Source organism: Pseudomonas sp. 3MA1, assembly GCF_029237275.1.
Lineage (GTDB): Bacteria > Pseudomonadota > Gammaproteobacteria > Pseudomonadales > Pseudomonadaceae > Aquipseudomonas > Aquipseudomonas fluorescens_AP.
Window position 1 is genome coordinate 119,159 of the sequence record NZ_JAACFX010000001.1, and the last position, 18,577, is coordinate 137,735.

Genomic DNA, 18,577 nt, shown 5'->3' on the forward strand with positions numbered 1-18,577 from the left:
GGGCGTGGGGCTTGCGACTTATGTGCAGCGGTCAGCAGCAAGTTTAAGCGGCTAATATGGCACTTCGTCGGCGATTCTCGGCAGAGGTCGGTACGATTTTTCTTGTTGAGTCATGGATTTTCGCTTTATGCAGACTGCCTATACCGTCCTCATCCTGCTGATGCTGGTGAGCCTGTCGCGGCTGGTGGGCCGGGTGATTCCATTGCCCTTGCCCCTGGTACAGATTATCGCCGGGGCCTTGCTGGCCTGGCCGACCCTGGGTTTGCACGTGGCCCTGGACCCTGAGCTGTTCCTCTTCCTGTTCCTGCCACCGCTGCTGTTTTCCGATGGCTGGCGCATGCCCAAGCGTGAATTCTGGCGTTTGCGGGGGCCGATCCTGACCCTGGCGGTGGGTTTGGTGCTGTTTACCGTGGTCGGGGCCGGGTACTTCATTCACTGGCTGCTGCCGACCATTCCTCTGCCGGTGGCTTTTGCCCTGGCCGCGGTGCTGTCGCCCACCGACGCCGTGGCGGTGTCGGCGATTTCCCAGAACCGTCTGCCGACCCCGCTGATGCACATGCTCCAGGGCGAGGCCTTGATGAACGACGCCTCGGGCCTGGTGACCTTCAAGTTCGCCCTGGTGGCGGCCGTGACCGGGGTGTTTTCCCTGGCCAATGCCAGCCTGACCTTTGTCCTGGTGGCGGTGGGTGGGCTGGCAGTCGGCGTGGCCCTGAGCTGGTTGGTCGGGCGCCTGCGGGCCTGGATGATCGCCCGCGGCTGGGACGACCCGGCGACCCATGTGGTGTTAATGCTGCTGTTGCCGTTCGCCGCTTATGTGCTGGCCGAGCGCCTGGGGGCCTCGGGCATCCTTTCCGCCGTGGCGGCGGGGATGATGCAGAGCTGGCTCGACCTGCTGCCGCGCCAGACCAGCACCCGACTGCTCAATCGCAGTGTCTGGTCGCTGCTGGAGTTTGCCTTCAACGGGTTGATTTTCCTGCTCTTGGGACTGCAACTGCCGGACATCATCAAGGCCGTGGTCAGTCATGAAACCTCACTCTGGCCGACCCTGTTCTATCGCTGCCTGGATGTGCTGGCGATTTTCCTGGTGCTGTTGGTATTGCGCTTTATCTGGGTGCAGAGCATCTGGCGCCTGTCCGGGCTGCTGCGGCGCTGGCGTGGCAAGGGCGAACTGACCCTGGTGCCCACCGCGCGTTCCTGCTGGCTGCTTACCGTGGGCGGGGTGCGCGGGGCGGTGACCCTGGCGGGCGTGATGTCGGTGCCGCTATTGCTCGGTGCTGGCGAAGCCTTTCCCGAGCGCGACCTGCTGATCTTCATTGCCGCCGGGGTGATCCTGCTGTCCCTGGTGGCGGCCTGCATCGCCTTGCCGCTGCTGTTGCGCGGCATTGTCAAAAGCCCTGACGACAAACGCCGCGGCGAAGTTCGCGATGCCTGGCGCAAGACCGCCGAGGCGGCCATCCATGCCCTGGAAGCCGAGGAAGTGGCCGAAACCAGTGAGGTTCCGGATGCGGCCCAAGCGGCGCTGGCCACCGAGCTCAAGGGGCGCTTGATGGCCGAGTACCGGCATCAGTTGGAGGTCTACAACGACTCCGCCGAGGCCCAGGCCCTGGCGTTGCAGATGGACTTGCTGGAGCGCCGCCTGCGGCTCAAGGCCCTGCGCGCGCAACGCCTGGAGCTGTACCGCCTGAGTCGGCATCACCAGATTGGTGACGACGTACTGCGTGAGGTGTTGGCGGACCTGGATTTGAGCGAGGCGAATCTGGGGGTGGTGAAGTGAACGAATGAAGCTTTCGTCGGCAAGCCGACTCCTACAGAGAGGGTGTAGGAGCCGGCTTGCCGACGAAGGGCCTCACGCGCGACGCAACACGAAATCGCGAATCCGTTCCGCGGCTTCCACACACTCCGCCAGCGGCGCGACCAGCGCCATGCGCACACGTCCGGCACCGGGGTTGGTGCCGTCCACATCCCGCGACAGATAAGAGCCCGGAACCACGGTCACGTGCTCCTGCTCGAACAGGTCGCGGCAGAAGGCGGCGTCATCCCCGGCCACGTTGGGCCACAGGTAGAAGCTGCCATCCGGGCGCTGCACGTCCATTACCGGCGCGAGGATCGCCAGCACCGCGTCGAACTTCTCGCGGTACAGGGCGCGGTTGGCGCGCACGTGCACTTCGTCGTTCCAGGCGGCGACGCTGGCCAGTTGGGTCTGCACCGGCATGGCGCAGCCGTGGTAGGTGCGGTACAGCAGGAAGCCCTTGAGGATCTCGGCGTCGCCGGCCACGAAGCCGGAGCGCAGGCCCGGCAGGTTGGAGCGCTTGGACAGGCTGTGGAACACCACGCAACGCTTGAAGTCCTTGCGGCCCAGTTCGACGCAGGCGCTGAGCAGGCCCGGCGGCGGGGTCTGTTCGTCGAAGTACAGCTCGCTGTAGCACTCGTCGGCGGCGATCACGAAGTCGTGTTCGTCGGCCAGGGCGATCAGCTTTTTCAGGGTGTCCAGCGGAATCAGTGCGCCGGTGGGGTTGCCCGGGGAGCACAGGAAGAGGATCTGGCAGCGCTGCCAGATCTCGGCCGGTACGGCGTCGAAATCCGGGTTGAAGCCGTTTTCGTCCAGGCACGGCAGGTAGTGCGGCTTGGCTCCGGCGAGGAAGGCTGCGCCTTCGTAGATCTGATAGAACGGGTTGGGGCTGACCACCAGGGCGTCGTCGCCGCGGTTGACCACGGTCTGGGTGAAGGCGAACAGGGCTTCGCGGGTGCCGTTGACCGGCAACACGTTGCGCGCCGGGTCGATCCAGCCGCTTGGCACGCCAAAGCGTCGCTCGCACCAGCCGCCGATGGCTTCACGCAGGGCCGGGATGCCCAGGGTCGTGGGGTAGACCGCCATCTGATCGAGGTTGCTGGCCAGGGCTTCGGCGACAAAACTCGGCGAGCGGTGCTTGGGCTCGCCGATGGACAGGGCGATGGGGCGCTTGTCCGGGTTGGGCGTCACGGTGCCGAGCAGGGCCCGCAGCTTTTCGAACGGGTAGGGCTGCAACTGGTTCAGAGCGTTGTTCATCGGTGCGTTTTCTCACTCAAAGCGGCGGTTCGGACCCTTCAGATGCTCAAGCGGGTCGTTTCGAGAGTCGGTTCGTGGCTGACACTCAACTGTTCGACGATCGCATCCTGCAAGCGGCTGCACAGCTGGGGGTCGGAAAGGGGCTGGTTGTGCGCATCGGTAATGAAGAACACGTCTTCCACGCGCTCGCCCAGGGTGGCGATCTTGGCATTCTGCAGCGACAGGTCGAACTCCAGGAAGATCTTGCCGATCCGCGCCAGCAGGCCCGGACGATCCGGGGCACTGAGCTCGAGCACGGTCACCGGGCGCTGGGCGTCGTTGTGGATGGTCACCTCGGGCTCGAAGGCAAAGTGCTTGAGCTGTCGCGGCACCCGGCGCTGGATGATGGTCGGGTAGTCGTCGGGGTTGCGCAGGGCGTCGGTCAGGCCTTTGCGGATCTGCTCGACCCGTTGCGGGTTGTTGCCGATGGACTCGCCGTCGTTGTCCAGGACGATGTAGGTGTCGAGGGTGAACTGGCTGCTGGAGGTGATGATGCGCGCGTCATGGATGTTCAGGTTGAGCTGGTCCATGGCGGCCACGGTCACCGCGAAGAAGTCATGCTGGTCCGGGGCGTAGATGAAGATCTGGGTGCCGCCTTCGAACTCGCGCTGGGTGATTTCCTTGATCAGCACCAGTGGCCCGCCGTCGGCCGGCTGCTGGAGGATTGCATCGCTGTGCCAGGCCACATCGCCGGCGGTGTGGCGCAGGAAGTAGTCGTCTCCCAGTTGCGACCAGAGTTGCTCGACTTCGTCCGGGTCGGTGCCGTTGCGCACCAGGATGTCCAGGGCGGCGCTCTGGGTCTGGCGGATCTGCTCTTCGCGGTCCACCGGGTTTTCCAGGCCGCGGCGCAGGGCACGCTTGGTTTCGGTGTAGAGCTGGCGCAACAGGCTGGCGCGCCAGGAGTTCCACAGGGTCGGGTTGGTGGCGTAGATGTCGGCGACCGTCAGCACGTAGAGGTAGTCGAGGCGGGTTTGGTCGACCACGGTCTGGGCGAAGTCGTGGATCACCTGCGGGTCGGACAGGTCCTTGCGCTGGGCGGTGGTGGACATCACCAGGTGGTTCTGCACCAGCCAGACGATCAGCCGGGTGTCCCACAGAGGCAGTTGATGGCGCACGCAGAAGGCCTCGGCATCCACCGCGCCGATCTCCGAGTGGTCGCCGTGGCGGCCCTTGCCGATGTCGTGGTAGAGGCCGGCCAGGTAGATCAGCTCGGGCTTGGGCAGCTTGCCCATGAGCTTGCTGGCCAGGGGGAATTTCTCGGAGATCGGCGTGTACTGCATTTTGCGCAGGTGCTTGATCAGATTCAGCGTGTGAGCGTCTACGGTATAGATGTGGAACAGGTCGTGCTGCATCTGTCCGACGATGAAGCCGAACTCCGGCAGGTAGCGCCCGAGGATGCCGTAGCGGTTCATCCGCCGCAGGTTCCTATGAATCCCGATCTCGCACTTGAACAGCTCGATAAACAGGCTGGTGTTGCGGATGTCGTGACGGAAGTCGTCGTCGATCAGGTGCCGGTGCTCACGCAGCAGACGGATGGTGTCGGCGCGCACGCCCTTGATCTCCGGGTGCTGGGCCATCAGCACGAAGATTTCCAGCATGGCGAACGGCGTGCGTTTGAACACGTTGTCGTTGATCGCCTCGATGTAGCCGTCGTGCAGTTGGAAGCGCGCGTTGATCGGCTGTGGCGGGGCTTCGTCCTCGGGGGCGAGGATCACCTCTTCGAAGTGCTGGATGATCAGGTCGCTCAACTGGGCGATGCTCATCACCACCCGGTAGTACTGCTGCATGAAGCTTTCAATCGACTGCTTGACGTCTTCACCGCTGAAACCCAGCAGCTCGGCGATGGAGCGTTGGTGATCCAGCAGCAGACGGTCTTCGGCGCGACCGGCGAGCATGTGCAGGGCGTAGCGGACCTTCCACAGGAACTCCTGGGAGGAGGCCAGCAGGGCGTTTTCGCTTTCCACCAGGAAGCCTTCGCCGGCCAGGGCTCGCAGGTTCAGGGTGCCGTACTGGCGGCGGGCGACCCAGAGAATGGTCTGGATATCCCGCAGGCCGCCGGGGGAGCCTTTGACGTTGGGCTCCAGGTTGTATTCGGTGTCGTTGTACTTGTGGTGGCGGGCCTTCTGTTCGGCGCGCTTGGCCAGGAAGAAGTCCTTGCTCGGCCACATGTGCGCGGTGCTGGTGACGTCCAGCATGCGCTGGCGCAGGTGCTCGGGGCCAGCGATGGTGCGGCTTTCCATTAGGTTGGTGATCACCGTCAGGTCGGCCCGGGCCTCCTCGGCGCACTCGTCCACCGAACGCACGCTTTGCCCGACTTCCAGGCCGATGTCCCAGAGCAGGGTGAGGAAACGTTCGATGGAGTCGCGAAAGATCTCGTGATCGGCGCTGTCCAGGAGGATCAGCAGATCAATGTCGGAATAGGGGTGAAGCTCGCCGCGGCCGTAGCCGCCGACCGCCACCAGGGCGATGTCGGCCTCTTTACTCCAGGTGAACTGGTCCCAGGCCTTTTGCAGGATGTTATCGATGAACCAGGCGCGATCCTCGATCAGCCGGCGGATTTCCCGTCCGCTGCGAAAGCGGTTGTCGAGCACTTCCCGTGCCTGGCGGATGGCTTTCTTGAAGGCGGCGATGGGGCTGGCCTTCAGTGCCAGTTCCGCCTGGAACTGGCCACGGTCGAAGAGTTCGGGATCCACCTGCGGCATCGATTGGCTTTCCTTTCTATCTATTAGGTCGGGACGCGGCGTTGTGGGTCAGGCAGATACCCGGGGGATGGTGTCATCGCTGCGCAGGGTGAAGATCTCGTAGCCGGTCTCGGTGACCAGCAGGGTGTGTTCCCACTGTGCCGAGAGCTTGCGGTCCTTGGTGATGGCGGTCCAGCCATCGCCCAGTACCTTGGTGTCGGCCTTGCCCTGGTTGATCATCGGCTCGATGGTGAAGGTCATGCCGGCCTTGAGTTCCATGCCGGTGCCGGCGCGGCCGTAGTGCAGGATCTGCGGCTCTTCGTGGAACACCTTGCCGATGCCGTGGCCGCAGAATTCGCGGACGACCGAGAAGCCGTTCTTTTCCGCGTGCTTCTGGATCACTTCGCCGATGTCGCCCAGGCGGCAGCCCGGCTTCACCAGTTCGATGGCCTTGTACATGCACTCCTGGGTCACCTGCGACAGGCGCTCGGCCCAGACCGGCACGTTGCCGACGTGGAACATGCGGCTGGTGTCGCCGTGGTAGCCGTCCTTGATGACGGTGACGTCGATGTTCAGGGTGTCGCCATCCTTCAGCGGCTTCTCATTGGGGATGCCGTGGCACACCACGTGGTTGATCGAGGTGCAGATCGACTTGGGGAAGCCCTTGTAGTTCAGCGGTGCCGGGATGGCGCCCTGCACATTGACGATGTAGTCGTGGCAGATGCGATCCAGTTCTTCGGTGGTGACACCGGGTTTGACATGCTCGGCAATCATTTCCAGCACTTCGGCGGCCAGTTTGCCGGCGACACGCATTTTTGCGATGTCCTCGGGGGTTTTGAGGGTGACGGTCATACAGGCTCTCTTGGCGCTCAGTGGCGCGATATACACGGAATGGCTTGAAAACCTGCCCCGGCAAGGCTGGCGCCGGGATGGAATCAGTGAGGTTTTCGGAAGCCGCAAAGGTGCGATTCTAACAGACGCTCAGTGTAAATCTGAGGTTCTGCTGGCGCTTGTCTGCATACAATGGCGCATTCTGGGCTGATTCCAACAACTGGGCAAAAACTCCAGGGATCGGCGGATGTGAATCCGGGTTCCGTTTTGGCCCTTGCTGTGGTATAAAATGCGCCGCTTTCCGGGGATGCCCCGAAAAGCCCAAACCCACACACGTGTCGACACGATGACCTGGGTGCCCTCAGCACATGCTGTTGGTTGGTCATTGGGATACGTGGAGGCCTAACCCGACTTATTAAGGAACTATCATGTCCCAAGTCAACATGCGCGATATGCTGAAGGCCGGTGTGCACTTCGGTCACCAAACTCGTTACTGGAACCCGAAAATGGGTAAGTACATTTTCGGTGCGCGCAACAAGATTCACATCATCAACCTTGAAAAAACCCTGCCAATGTTCAACGAAGCTCTGACTTTCGTAGAGCGTCTGGCCCAGGGCAAAAACAAGATTCTGTTCGTCGGCACCAAGCGTTCCGCTGGCAAGATCGTTGCTGAAGAAGCAGCACGTTGCGGTTCGCCGTACGTCGATCACCGCTGGTTGGGCGGCATGCTGACCAACTACAAAACCATCCGTGCTTCCATCAAGCGTCTGCGTGACCTTGAAGTGCAGGCAGAAGACGGCACTTTCGCCAAGCTGACCAAGAAAGAGGCGCTGATGCGCACTCGCGATCTGGAAAAGCTGGATCGTTCCCTGGGTGGTATCAAGGACATGGGCGGCCTGCCTGACGCACTGTTCGTGATCGACGTTGATCACGAGCGCATCGCGATCACCGAAGCCAACAAGCTGGGCATCCCGGTCATCGGCGTTGTCGATACCAACAGCAGCCCGGAAGGCGTTGACTACATCATCCCAGGCAACGATGACGCCATTCGCGCCATCCAGCTGTACATGGGTTCGATGGCTGACGCTGTGATCCGTGGTCGCAACAACGTTGCTGGCGGCACCGAAGTGTTCGAAGAAGCTGCAGCACCGGCGGCTGAAGCCTGAGTAACTGACGCTTAGCGTTTACTCAGCACGCAAAAAGGGGGCTTGGCCCCCTTTTTGCCAACTCGAAAATCATTTCGTCGTCGCGCCCCGACAGATTCTGTCATCCGGGGCTGTTATGAAATGAATTCGGGGCAGCGCCCAAGAATTGAACGCCCGTTCGATCGGGTGGAATGGTTGAAAACCTATCCAAGAGGATTTTGAAAATGGCAGAGATTACTGCAGCGTTGGTCAAAGAACTGCGCGAGCGTACCGGCGAAGGCATGATGGATTGCAAAAAGGCCTTGACCAAGGCCGGCGGCGACATCGAGAAAGCCATTGATGACATGCGTGCTTCCGGCGCCATCAAGGCTGCCAAGAAAGCAGGCAACGTGGCTGCTGAAGGCGCAATCGCCATCAAGGACGACGGTAAAGCCGCCGTCCTGCTGGAAGTGAACTCGCAGACCGACTTCCTGGCTCTGCAGGACGACTTCAAGGCATTCGTTGCTGCCAGCGTTGAAAAAGCGTTCGCTGACAAGCTGACCGACGCCGCTCCGCTGATCGAAGCTCAAGAAGCTGATCGTCTGATCCTGGTCGGCAAGACCGGCGAGAACGTCAACATCCGTCGTCTGGCTCGCGTTGAAGGTGACGTGGTCGGTACTTACCTGCACGGTAACAAGATCGGTGTTGCGGTCGTTCTGAAGGGCGGCTCCGTTGAGCTGGCCAAAGACATCGCCATGCACGTAGCGGCAAGCAACCCTGAGTTCCTGCTGCCTTCGCAGGTTTCTGCCGAAGCCATCGAGCGCGAAAAAGCTGTGTTCCTGCAGCTGAACGAAGACAAGATGAAAGGCAAGCCAGCCGAAATCGTCGAGAAAATGATCGCTGGCCGTATCAGCAAGTTCCTGGCTGAAGCCAGCCTGGTTGAGCAAGCGTTCGTCAAGGATCCAGAAGTCACCGTAGGTGCTCTGGCCAAGAAAGGCGGCGCTGAAATCGTTTCCTTCACTCGTTTCGCCGTAGGTGAAGGCATCGAGAAGAAAGAAGACAACTTCGCTGAAGAAGTCGCTGCACAGCTGGCTGCTGCCAAGCAACAGTAAGACGGTTTTTCAACTGTCGCCCAGAAGAGGCTGCCCGCTCACGCGCGCAGCCTCTTTTCAAATGGGCAGGGCAATTTTGTTGTTTTACCTCGGAACCGGTTTACAAAGTCGTGTTCTGATGGCGCTGTGACAGCGTCACGCTAGAGTGAACGCAGGCTGAAAACAGCCCGCAAAGAATTTTTAAATACGCCGCAGGAGAGATTCGCAATGGCTCAGCAGGGCAGTGGTTATCAAGCTCGCTATAAACGCATTCTACTCAAGCTTAGCGGCGAGGCCCTGATGGGCTCGGAAGAGTTCGGGATCGACCCCAAGGTGCTCGATCGCATGGCGCTGGAAGTCGGCCAACTGGTTGGCATCGGTGTCCAGGTAGGTTTGGTGATCGGTGGTGGCAACCTGTTCCGTGGCGCCGCATTGAGCGCAGCCGGGATGGATCGGGTCACGGGCGACCACATGGGCATGCTGGCCACTGTGATGAACGCCCTGGCCATGCGCGATGCGCTGGAACGTGCGAATATCTCGGCCATCGTGATGTCCGCTATTTCGATGGTGGGTGTGACCGATCACTATGACCGTCGCAAGGCCATGCGCCACCTGAACTCCAAAGAAGTGGTGATTTTCGCGGCCGGTACCGGTAACCCGTTCTTCACTACCGACTCCGCAGCCTGCCTGCGCGCCATCGAGATCGATGCCGATGTCGTGCTCAAGGCAACCAAGGTCGACGGTGTTTACACTGCAGACCCGTTCAAGGACCCGCATGCCGAGAAGTTCGATCATCTGACTTACGATGAAGTGCTGGATCGCAAGCTGGGAGTGATGGACCTGACGGCTATCTGCCTGTGCCGCGACCACAAGATGCCGCTGCGGGTATTCAACATGAACAAGCCCGGCGCCCTGCTGAATATCGTGCACGGTGGCGCTGAAGGAACCCTGATCGAGGAAGGCGAACAATGATCAACGAAATCAAGAAAGACGCCCAGGAACGCATGAAGAAGTCCCTGGAATCGCTGGCCCATGCATTCGGCCAGATCCGCACCGGCAAGGCGCACCCCAGTATCCTGGGCAGTGTGATGGTGCCTTACTACGGTACCGACACGCCGTTGAGCGGTGTTGCCAACGTGACCGTGAAAGACTCCCAGACCCTGCAGGTCGTGCCGTTCGAGCGCAACATGCTCGGTGCTATCGACAAGGCCATTGGCAGTGCCGGTCTTAACCTCAACCCGACCAACCTGGGCGAGCTGCTGCTGATCAAGATGGCGCCGCTGACCGAGGAAACCCGCAAGGGCTTCACCAAGCAGGCGCGTGCCGCCGCCGAGGATGCACGGGTTGCTGTGCGCAACATTCGTCGCGATGCCCTGGGCGAGTTGAAGAAGCTGACCAAGGACAAGGAAATCAGCGAAGACGAAGAGCGCCGTGGCAGCGCCGAAATCGACAAGCTGATCAAGGACTTTGAAGCTCAGATCGCCAAGGCGACTGAGGAAAAAGAAAAGGACTTGATGGCCGTTTAAGGGTCAGGCGTTTTCATGGAAAAGACCAAGCAGTCCGTGTTGTCCTCGGTGCCGCGCCATGTCGCGATCATCATGGACGGAAATAACCGCTGGGCCAAAAAACGCTTCATGCCGGGTGTTGCCGGGCATAAGGCGGGTGTCGATGCGGTACGTGCAGTGATCGAAGTGTGCGCTGAGGCCAAGGTCGAGGTGCTGACCCTGTTTGCCTTTTCCAGTGAAAACTGGCAGCGCCCGGCTGATGAAGTCAGCGCCTTGATGGACCTGTTCTTCAAGGCGTTGCGTCGTGAGGCCAAGCGCCTCAACGAGAACAACATCAGCTTGCGGATCATTGGCGATCGTTCGCGCTTTCATCCCGAACTGCAGGCGGCGATGCGCGAGGCGGAAGCCATTACCGCCGGTCCTGATCGTTTCATCCTGCAGATTGCCGCCAACTATGGCGGGCAGTGGGATATCGCCCAGGCAGCCCAGCGCCTGGCGCGCGAGGTCCAGGCCGGTCATCTGCGGCCCGAGGACATCACTCCGGGCCTGTTGCAGACCTGCCTGGCAACCGGCGATCTGCCATTGCCGGACTTGTGCATCCGTACCGGTGGCGAACATCGCATCAGTAACTTCCTGCTGTGGCAACTGGCCTATGCCGAGTTGTATTTCTCCGACCTGTTCTGGCCGGACTTCAAACACGAAGCCATGCGCAATGCGCTGGCCGATTACGCATCTCGCCAGCGGCGCTTCGGTAAGACGAGCGAGCAGGTCGAGGCTGGAGCCCGGGTTTAATGCTTAAACAACGAATCATTACGGCACTGATCCTGCTGCCGATCGCTCTGTGCGGGTTTTTCCTGCTGGAAGGGTCGGGGTTTGCCTTGTTCATCGGTCTGGTGGTGAGCCTGGGAGCCTGGGAGTGGGCGCGCCTGGCCGGTTTCGAAGCGCAGCCGGCTCGGGTCGCCTTTGCCCTGGTGGTGGCGGCGATGCTGTTGGTGATGCACCTGGCTCCGGGCGTTGCGCCTTGGGTGCTGGGCGCCGCGGTGCTGTGGTGGGCGGTGGCGACGTTCCTGGTGCTGACTTATCCGCGCACCAGCGAGCACTGGTCGGGAGTCGCGCCCAAGCTGGTGATTGGTCTGTTGATCCTGTTGCCGGCCTGGCAGGGCCTGGTGTTCATCAAGCAGCTGCCACTGGGTAACTGGTTGATCATGTCGGTCATGGTGCTGGTGTGGGGCGCGGACATTGGTGCCTATTTTTCCGGCAAGGCTTTCGGCAAGCGCAAGCTGGCGCCCCAGGTCAGTCCTGGCAAGAGCTGGGAAGGCGTCTACGGCGGCCTGGCCTTGAGCCTGGTGATCACTGCCGTGGTCGGGTTGGTGCGTGACTGGAGTGTCGGGCAGATCCTGCTGGGGCTGCTGGGAGCAGCCATCGTGGTGTTTATTTCCGTGGTCGGTGATCTGACCGAGAGCATGTTCAAGCGTCAGTCGGGCATCAAGGACAGCAGTAACCTGTTGCCGGGTCATGGTGGCGTGCTCGATCGGATCGACAGCCTGACGGCGGCTATCCCGGTGTTTGCGGTGCTGCTGTGGATGGCCGGACTGTGAGTGCTGTCCAGCAGGTAACGGTTCTGGGGGCTACGGGTTCCATAGGTCTGAGCACCTTGGACGTGATTGCCCGTCATCCGGAGCGCTATCAGGTGTTTGCCCTCACCGGGTTCAGTCGTCTGGCGGAGTTGCTGGCATTGTGCATTCGCCACGTGCCGCGCTTTGCGGTGGTGCCGGAGGTGGCCGCCGCCAGCCGCTTGCAGGAAGAGCTGCGGGCTGCCGGTCTGTCGACCCAGGTTCTGGTGGGTGAGCAAGGTTTGTGTGACGTCGCGTCGGCGCCTGAGGTCGATGCGGTGATGGCGGCGATTGTCGGGGCGGCGGGTTTGCGTCCGACCCTGGCCGCTGTCGAGGCTGGCAAGAAGATTCTGCTGGCCAACAAGGAAGCATTGGTGATGTCCGGCGCGCTGTTCATGCAGGCGGTGGGCAAGAGTGGTTCGGTGCTGCTGCCCATCGACAGCGAGCACAATGCGATCTTCCAGTGCATGCCCGCCGACTTCTCTCGGGGATTGGGGGCAATCGGGGTGCGACGGATTCTGCTGACGGCCTCGGGCGGTCCATTCCGTCAGACGCCGCTGGCCGAGCTTGAGCGTGTCTCGCCCGAGCAGGCGTGTGCCCATCCGAACTGGTCCATGGGGCGCAAGATTTCCGTGGATTCGGCGAGCATGATGAACAAGGGCCTGGAGCTGATCGAGGCCTGCTGGTTGTTCGATGCCAGGCCTTCACAGGTTGAAGTGGTGGTGCATCCCCAGAGCGTGATTCACTCCCTGGTGGATTATGTCGACGGTTCGGTGCTGGCGCAGTTGGGTAATCCTGATATGCGCACGCCGATCGCCAATGCCCTGGCCTGGCCGGAGCGTATTGACTCCGGTGTTGCGCCGCTGGATCTGTTTGCGATTGCCCGTCTGGACTTCGAAGCGCCCGACGAGCAGCGGTTTCCTTGCCTGCGGCTGGCGCGTCAGGCTGCCGAGGCGGGAGGTAGTGCACCGGCGATGCTCAATGCGGCCAACGAAGTGGCGGTTTCGGCGTTTCTCGAACGGCGCATCCGTTATCCGGAAATCGCGAGTATCATCGACGAAGTTTTGGTCCGTGAGCCTGTAGTCGCAGTCAATGAACTCGATGCGGTGTTTGCGGCGGACGCCAAGGCCCGGAGCCTGGCGGAACAATGGTTGCAGCGTAACGGGCGATAGGATGCGCGACCGCGCGAGTGGCGGCGAACCGGATTGCGGAGAAAGTAGATGAGCGCGCTCTATATGATTGTCGGCACCCTGGTAGCCCTGGGCGTGCTGGTCACCTTCCACGAATTCGGCCACTTCTGGGTCGCCCGCCGCTGTGGCGTCAAGGTGCTGCGCTTCTCCGTGGGCTTCGGCATGCCGCTGCTGCGCTGGCACGATCGTCGTGGCACTGAGTTCGTGATCGCCGCCATTCCGCTGGGCGGTTACGTGAAAATGCTCGATGAGCGTGAAGGCGATGTGGCGGTCGAGGAGCTGGATCAATCCTTCAATCGCAAATCGGTTCGCCAGCGTATCGCCATTGTCGCCGCAGGTCCGATTGCCAATTTCCTCCTGGCGCTGGTGTTCTTCTGGGGCCTGGCGATGCTGGGCAGCCAGCAGGTGCGGCCGGTTATCGGTGATGTCGAGGCGGGCAGTATCGCCGCGCAGGCCGGTCTTGCCGCCGGTCAGGAAATCATCGCCATCGATGGTGAGCCGACCTCCGGCTGGGCTGCGGTCAATCTGCAGTTGGTGCGTCGTTTGGGTGAAAGTGGCGCTCTGCAGGTGTTGGTGCGCGAGCAGGGCGCGACTGCGGAGTCGCCCCGTCAGCTGGTGTTGGACAAGTGGCTCAAGGGGGCTGATGAGCCGGACCCTATCCGTTCCCTGGGGATTCGCCCATGGCGGCCGGCGTTGCCGCCGGTGCTGGCTGAGCTGGACCCGAAAGGCCCGGCCCAGGCCGCGGGCCTGAAAAGTGGTGATCGTCTGCTGGCCCTTGATGGGCAGTCGCTCAATGACTGGCAGCAAGTGGTCGATTGGGTGCGGACGCATCCTGGCAGCAAGATTGTGCTGCAAGTGGAGCGTGATGGTGCTCAGGTCGAGATCCCGGTAACTTTGGCCAGTCGCGGCGAAAGCAAGGCGCCCAGCGGTTACCTTGGGGCCGGGGTGAAGGCGGTAGACTGGCCGCCGGAGATGCTCCGCGAGGTCAGTTACGGTCCGCTTGAGGCCATTGGCGAAGGGGCCCGGCGGACCTGGATCATGAGCGTCCTGACCCTGGAATCACTGAAGAAAATGTTGTTCGGCGAGCTCTCGGTAAAAAACTTGAGTGGACCGATAACCATTGCTAAAGTGGCGGGCGCTTCTGCCCAGTCGGGCATTGCTGATTTCTTGAATTTCCTTGCTTATCTGAGTATTAGCCTGGGTGTTCTGAATTTGTTGCCCATCCCGGTACTGGATGGGGGGCATTTGTTGTTTTATCTGATCGAGTGGGCGCGTGGTCGTCCCTTGTCGGATCGGGTGCAAGGTTGGGGGATACAGATCGGTATCAGCTTGGTGGTCGGAGTCATGCTGCTTGCTCTGGTCAACGATCTGGGTCGTCTGTAACGCTTCGCTGAATTGCGAATCTGCCGCATTTTGCGGCAGTTTGTTTATTGCCAGTTGGAATAAGAAAGGACTTCATGAAACGTCTGCTGCTAACTGCGGTTCTCACCGTATTGATGATCGCCGAAGTTCACGCCGAGTCCTTCACTATCTCCGATATCCGCGTCAACGGCCTTCAGCGCGTTTCCGCGGGTAGCGTCTTTGGTGCCTTGCCGTTGAACGTCGGCGAGCAGGCGGACGACCGTCGCCTGGTGGAATCCACTCGTGCGCTGTTCAAAACCGGTTTCTTTCAAGACATCCAGCTGGGCCGCGATGGCAACGTCCTGGTCATCACGGTAGTCGAACGGCCGTCGGTTGCCAGTATCGAGATCGAAGGCAACAAGGCGATCTCTACCGAAGACCTGATGAAGGGCCTGAAGCAGTCCGGCCTGGCCGAAGGCGAGATCTTCCAGCGTGCGACTCTCGAAGGCGTGCGTAACGAACTGCAGCGTCAATATGTCGCCCAGGGTCGTTACTCGGCTACCGTTGAAACCGAAGTGGTGCCGCAACCACGCAACCGGGTTGGCCTGAAGGTCAAGATCAACGAAGGTACGGTCGCCGCCATCCAGCACATCAACGTGGTGGGCAACACGGTTTTCCCTGACGAAGACCTGATCGGCCTGTTCGAGCTCAAGACCACCAACTGGCTGTCGTTCTTCAAGAACGACGACAAATACGCCCGTGAAAAACTGTCCGGTGACCTGGAGCGTCTGCGTTCCTATTACCTCGATCGCGGCTATATCAACATGGATATCGCTTCGACCCAGGTGTCCATCACCCCGGACAAGAAGCACGTCTACATCACTGTCAACGTCAACGAAGGCGAGAAGTACAGCGTTCGCGACGTCAAGCTCAGCGGCGACCTGAAAGTCCCTGAAGACCAGGTCAAGGCCCTGTTGCTGGTGGAGAAGGGGCAAGTCTTCTCGCGCAAGCTGATGACCACCACTTCCGAACTGATCACTCGTCGTCTCGGTAACGAGGGCTACACCTTCGCCAACGTCAACGGCGTGCCGCAGCCCCACGATGAAGATCACACAGTGGACATCACCTTCGTGGTGGATCCGGGCAAGCGTGCCTACGTCAACCGTATCAACTTCCGTGGCAACACCAAGTCCGAGGATGAAGTGCTGCGTCGTGAAATGCGTCAGATGGAAGGTGGCTGGGCTTCGACCTACCTGATCGACCAGTCCAAGACTCGTCTGGAGCGCCTGGGCTTCTTCAAGGAGGTCAACGTCGAGACTCCGGCCGTCCCGGGTGTCGATGACCAGGTTGACGTGAACTACGCGGTAGAAGAGCAAGCCTCCGGTTCGATCACCGCCAGCGTCGGTTTCGCCCAGAGTGCCGGTCTGATCCTCGGTGGTTCGATCACTCAGAACAACTTCCTGGGTACCGGTAACAAGGTCAGCATCGGCCTGACCCGCAGCGAGTACCAGAGCCGCTACAACTTCGGCTACGTTGACCCCTACTGGACTGCCGACGGCGTGAGCCTGGGCTACAACGCCTTCTATCGCACCACTGACTACAAAGACCTCGACGTCAACGTGGCCAGCTATGCGGTGGACAGCCTGGGTGCCGGTGTCAGCGTGGGTTACCCGATCAGTGAGACTTCGCGTCTGACCTTCGGCCTGACTGCGCAGCAAGACAAGATCAAGACTGGTCAATACACCGTCGACGAGATTTTCGACTTCGTGAATCAACAGGGCAGCAACTACCTGAACTTCAAGGCGTCCGCCGGCTGGTCCGAATCGACCTTGAATAAAGGTGTGCTGGCCACCCGAGGCCACTCTCAGAGTTTGGTCTTGGAAGCCACTACCCCGGGTAGCGATCTTTCGTTCTTCAAGCTTGATTACCGTGGCCAGATGTTCCAGCCGCTGACTGAAAACTACACCATGCGCTTCCATACCGAGCTTGGCTACGGTGATGGTTATGGTTCAACCAATGGTTTGCCGTTCTACGAGAACTACTATGCTGGTGGTTTCAACTCGGTGCGCGGTTTCAAGGACAGCACTTTGGGTCCGCGTAGTACCCCAAGTCGTGGTGCTGCTGTAACTGGTAATGCTGGAACGATTTATGACACTGATCAGGACCCGCTGCCGTTCGGTGGTAACGTCTTGATCCAAGGTGGTGCCGAGCTGTTGTTCCCACTGCCATTCGTCAAGGATCAGCGTTCCCTGCGGACGTCGGTGTTCTGGGATGTGGGTAACGTGTTCGATTCCAAATGTTCGAACGTGAAAAATACCAACGGCGTTTCCTCCAACACGCAGTGCAATGACATCAGCCTCAGCAATCTGGCCAGCTCCGTGGGCGTCGGTGTGACTTGGGTTACGGCCTTGGGTCCACTGAGCTTCGCCCTGGCAATGCCAGTGAAGAAACCGAATAACGCTGAGACCCAGGTGTTCCAATTCTCCCTCGGTCAGACTTTCTAATAGCCTGACCCAAGATAACGACAATGGATTTTGTAGGAGTGCATCGTGCGTAAGTTGACTCAATTGGTTCTCCTGGCCTCCGTTCTGGTCGCGAGCCCGGCGTTTGCCGAAATGAAAATCGCCGTTCTGAACTATCAGATGGCACTGCTGGAATCCGATGCGGCGAAGAAGTACGCAGTGGACGCCGAGAAAAAGTTCGGTCCGCAACTGACCAAGCTGAAAACCCTGGAAAGCAGCGCCAAGGGCATCCAGGATCGTCTGGTGGCCGGTGGCGACAAGATGCAGCAGGGCGAACGTGAACGTCTGGAGCTTGAGTTCAAGCAAAAGGCACGTGACTTCCAGTTCCAGTCCAAGGAACTGAACGAAGCCAAGGCTGTTGCTGACCGCGAGATGCTCAAGCAACTGAAGCCGAAGCTGGACAGCGCAGTTGAAGAAGTCATCAAGAAAGGCGGTTTCGATCTGGTCTTCGAGCGTGGCGCAGTGATCGATGTCAAACCTCAGTACGACATCACTCGCCAAGTCATCGAGCGCATGAATCAGCTGAAGTAAGCCATGACCGCGATTATAAAGCTCGGCCAGCTGGCCGAGTTCCTCGGCGCCACCTTGCGTGGCGACGCGGAGAAGGAAATCACTGGGCTAGCCACCTTGCAGGAGGCTGGCCCAGCTCAGTTGAGCTTTTTGGCAAACCCGCAATATCGCAAGTACCTGGTGGACTGCCAGGCCGGCGCGGTGTTGTTGAAAGCCGCTGATGCCGAAGCCTATGCCGGCGACGCCTTGGTGGTGGCCGATCCTTACCTGTCCTACGCCCGTATTTCCCATCTGTTCGACCCCAAGCCCAAAGCAGCGACCGGTATTCACCCGTCTGCGGTGATTGCCGCTGATGCTCAGGTGGATCCAACAGCCAGCATCGGCCCGTTTGCGGTGATCGAAGGTGGTGCCCGCATCGGCGCCGGAGTGACCATCGGCGCTCATTGCTTTATCGGCGCCCGCTGCGAGATCGGCGAGGGCGGGTGGCTGGCTCCAAGGGTCACCCTGTACCACGACGTGCGCATCGGTGAACGAGTGGTTATCCAGTCGGGCGCGGTGCTGGGGGGCGAAGGTTTTGGTTTTGCCAACGAGAAAGGCGTCTGGCAGAAGATCGCGCAGATTGGCGGCGTGACCATCGGTGACGATGTCGAGATCGGCGTCAACACCGCCATCGACCGTGGTGCCCTGGCCGACACCGTCATCGGCAATGGCGTGAAACTCGATAACCAGATTCAGATCGCCCACAACGTTCAGGTCGGTGATCACACCGCCATGGCCGCTTGTGTGGGGATTTCCGGCAGCACCAAGATCGGCAAGCACTGTATGCTCGCCGGCGGTGTGGGCCTGGTCGGGCACATCGATATTTGTGACAACGTATTCCTCACTGGAATGACCATGGTGACTCACTCGATTACCGAGCCGGGTGCCTACTCTTCCGGTACAGCCATGCAACCTGCTGCCGAGTGGCGCAAGAGCGCTGCACGCATCCGTCAGCTCGATGATCTTGCGCGACGCCTGCGTCAGTTGGAAAAGCGCGTTGGGGGCGTGACCCCTGACGGCAATGCTTCATCAGATGGCTGATACC

Annotated in this window: 15 protein-coding genes; 12 read left to right on the top strand and 3 right to left on the bottom strand. The window is 60.6% G+C overall.

All coding sequences use genetic code 11. The features are described from left to right. Positions 1-127 precede the first annotated feature (127 nt). The gene (locus tag GWQ44_RS00520; protein ID WP_275926427.1) at positions 128-1,774 is read left to right on the top strand and encodes a Na+/H+ antiporter; all 1,647 of its coding nucleotides are present in this window, start codon (positions 128-130) and stop codon (positions 1,772-1,774) included. 72 nt (positions 1,775-1,846) lie between these two features. On the opposite strand, the gene dapC is transcribed toward GWQ44_RS00520, so the two are convergent. From dapC to map, 3 genes are read right to left on the bottom strand one after another with little or no spacing between them, the layout of a single operon-like run. Then, positions 1,847-3,046: a succinyldiaminopimelate transaminase gene (gene dapC / locus GWQ44_RS00525; RefSeq protein ID WP_047302037.1), complete on the bottom strand. Its 1,200-nt coding sequence runs from the start codon at positions 3,044-3,046 to the stop codon at positions 1,847-1,849. Positions 3,047-3,084: 38 nt separating this feature from the next. After that, positions 3,085-5,787, bottom strand: coding sequence for a [protein-PII] uridylyltransferase (locus GWQ44_RS00530; protein WP_016962577.1), 2,703 nt, complete (start codon positions 5,785-5,787; stop codon positions 3,085-3,087). A gap of 48 nt (positions 5,788-5,835) precedes the next feature. Next, positions 5,836-6,618: a type I methionyl aminopeptidase gene (gene map, locus GWQ44_RS00535; protein WP_016962578.1), complete on the bottom strand. Its 783-nt coding sequence runs from the start codon at positions 6,616-6,618 to the stop codon at positions 5,836-5,838. A gap of 407 nt (positions 6,619-7,025) precedes the next feature. Here map and rpsB point away from each other — a divergent pair, with 407 nt between their 5' ends. The 11 genes from rpsB (at position 7,026) to lpxD (ending at position 18,573) form a co-directional block, all read left to right on the top strand. Further along, complete coding sequence (gene rpsB / locus GWQ44_RS00540; protein WP_011059524.1) at positions 7,026-7,763, top strand: 30S ribosomal protein S2; 738 nt, start codon at positions 7,026-7,028, stop codon at positions 7,761-7,763. Positions 7,764-7,966: 203 nt separating this feature from the next. Then, positions 7,967-8,833, top strand: coding sequence for a translation elongation factor Ts (tsf, locus tag GWQ44_RS00545; RefSeq protein WP_016962579.1), 867 nt, complete (start codon positions 7,967-7,969; stop codon positions 8,831-8,833). A gap of 207 nt (positions 8,834-9,040) precedes the next feature. After that, on the top strand, positions 9,041-9,784 hold the full coding sequence (gene pyrH, locus GWQ44_RS00550) for a UMP kinase (protein WP_011059526.1): 744 nt from the start codon (positions 9,041-9,043) through the stop codon (positions 9,782-9,784). Continuing rightward, positions 9,781-10,338, top strand: a complete 558-nt coding sequence (frr, locus tag GWQ44_RS00555; protein WP_011059527.1) for a ribosome recycling factor — start codon at positions 9,781-9,783, stop codon at positions 10,336-10,338. Before pyrH ends, frr begins: the two co-directional genes overlap by 4 nt. Before the next feature lie 15 nt (positions 10,339-10,353). Then, positions 10,354-11,109, top strand: a complete 756-nt coding sequence (gene uppS, locus GWQ44_RS00560; protein WP_047302041.1) for a polyprenyl diphosphate synthase — start codon at positions 10,354-10,356, stop codon at positions 11,107-11,109. Further along, the gene (locus GWQ44_RS00565) at positions 11,109-11,915 is read left to right on the top strand and encodes a phosphatidate cytidylyltransferase (protein WP_047302043.1); all 807 of its coding nucleotides are present in this window, start codon (positions 11,109-11,111) and stop codon (positions 11,913-11,915) included. Before uppS ends, GWQ44_RS00565 begins: the two co-directional genes overlap by 1 nt. Next, positions 11,912-13,102 carry a 1-deoxy-D-xylulose-5-phosphate reductoisomerase gene (ispC, locus tag GWQ44_RS00570; RefSeq protein ID WP_016962582.1) on the top strand — a complete coding sequence of 397 codons (1,191 nt, stop codon included), beginning with the start codon at positions 11,912-11,914 and terminating at the stop codon, positions 13,100-13,102. Before GWQ44_RS00565 ends, ispC begins: the two co-directional genes overlap by 4 nt. A 48-nt stretch (positions 13,103-13,150) precedes the next feature. Beyond that, positions 13,151-14,503, top strand: coding sequence for a sigma E protease regulator RseP (rseP, locus tag GWQ44_RS00575; protein ID WP_275926428.1), 1,353 nt, complete (start codon positions 13,151-13,153; stop codon positions 14,501-14,503). A gap of 74 nt (positions 14,504-14,577) precedes the next feature. Further along, positions 14,578-16,965, top strand: coding sequence for an outer membrane protein assembly factor BamA (bamA, locus tag GWQ44_RS00580; RefSeq protein ID WP_016964696.1), 2,388 nt, complete (start codon positions 14,578-14,580; stop codon positions 16,963-16,965). 45 nt (positions 16,966-17,010) lie between these two features. Further along, a complete protein-coding gene (locus tag GWQ44_RS00585; protein ID WP_016964695.1) occupies positions 17,011-17,514 on the top strand; it encodes an OmpH family outer membrane protein in 504 nt (167 codons plus the stop codon). A gap of 3 nt (positions 17,515-17,517) precedes the next feature. Continuing rightward, a complete protein-coding gene (gene lpxD, locus GWQ44_RS00590) occupies positions 17,518-18,573 on the top strand; it encodes a UDP-3-O-(3-hydroxymyristoyl)glucosamine N-acyltransferase (protein ID WP_275926429.1) in 1,056 nt (351 codons plus the stop codon). The last annotated feature ends 4 nt before the right edge of the window (positions 18,574-18,577 follow it).

What these genes read in the sequence shown, in the direction of transcription:
- lpxD (WP_275926429.1), top strand. Translation starts at nt 17,518, where the DNA reads ATGACCGCGATTATAAAGCTCGGCCAGCTGGCCGAGTTCCTCGGCGCC.
- GWQ44_RS00520 (WP_275926427.1), top strand. Translation starts at nt 128, where the DNA reads ATGCAGACTGCCTATACCGTCCTCATCCTGCTGATGCTGGTGAGCCTG.
- pyrH (WP_011059526.1), top strand. Translation starts at nt 9,041, where the DNA reads ATGGCTCAGCAGGGCAGTGGTTATCAAGCTCGCTATAAACGCATTCTA.
- GWQ44_RS00565 (WP_047302043.1), top strand. Translation starts at nt 11,109, where the DNA reads ATGCTTAAACAACGAATCATTACGGCACTGATCCTGCTGCCGATCGCT.
- dapC (WP_047302037.1), bottom strand. Translation starts at nt 3,046, where the DNA reads ATGAACAACGCTCTGAACCAGTTGCAGCCCTACCCGTTCGAAAAGCTG.
- rpsB (WP_011059524.1), top strand. Translation starts at nt 7,026, where the DNA reads ATGTCCCAAGTCAACATGCGCGATATGCTGAAGGCCGGTGTGCACTTC.
- bamA (WP_016964696.1), top strand. Translation starts at nt 14,578, where the DNA reads ATGAAACGTCTGCTGCTAACTGCGGTTCTCACCGTATTGATGATCGCC.
- rseP (WP_275926428.1), top strand. Translation starts at nt 13,151, where the DNA reads ATGAGCGCGCTCTATATGATTGTCGGCACCCTGGTAGCCCTGGGCGTG.
- GWQ44_RS00530 (WP_016962577.1), bottom strand. Translation starts at nt 5,787, where the DNA reads ATGCCGCAGGTGGATCCCGAACTCTTCGACCGTGGCCAGTTCCAGGCG.
- frr (WP_011059527.1), top strand. Translation starts at nt 9,781, where the DNA reads ATGATCAACGAAATCAAGAAAGACGCCCAGGAACGCATGAAGAAGTCC.
- tsf (WP_016962579.1), top strand. Translation starts at nt 7,967, where the DNA reads ATGGCAGAGATTACTGCAGCGTTGGTCAAAGAACTGCGCGAGCGTACC.
- uppS (WP_047302041.1), top strand. Translation starts at nt 10,354, where the DNA reads ATGGAAAAGACCAAGCAGTCCGTGTTGTCCTCGGTGCCGCGCCATGTC.
- map (WP_016962578.1), bottom strand. Translation starts at nt 6,618, where the DNA reads ATGACCGTCACCCTCAAAACCCCCGAGGACATCGCAAAAATGCGTGTC.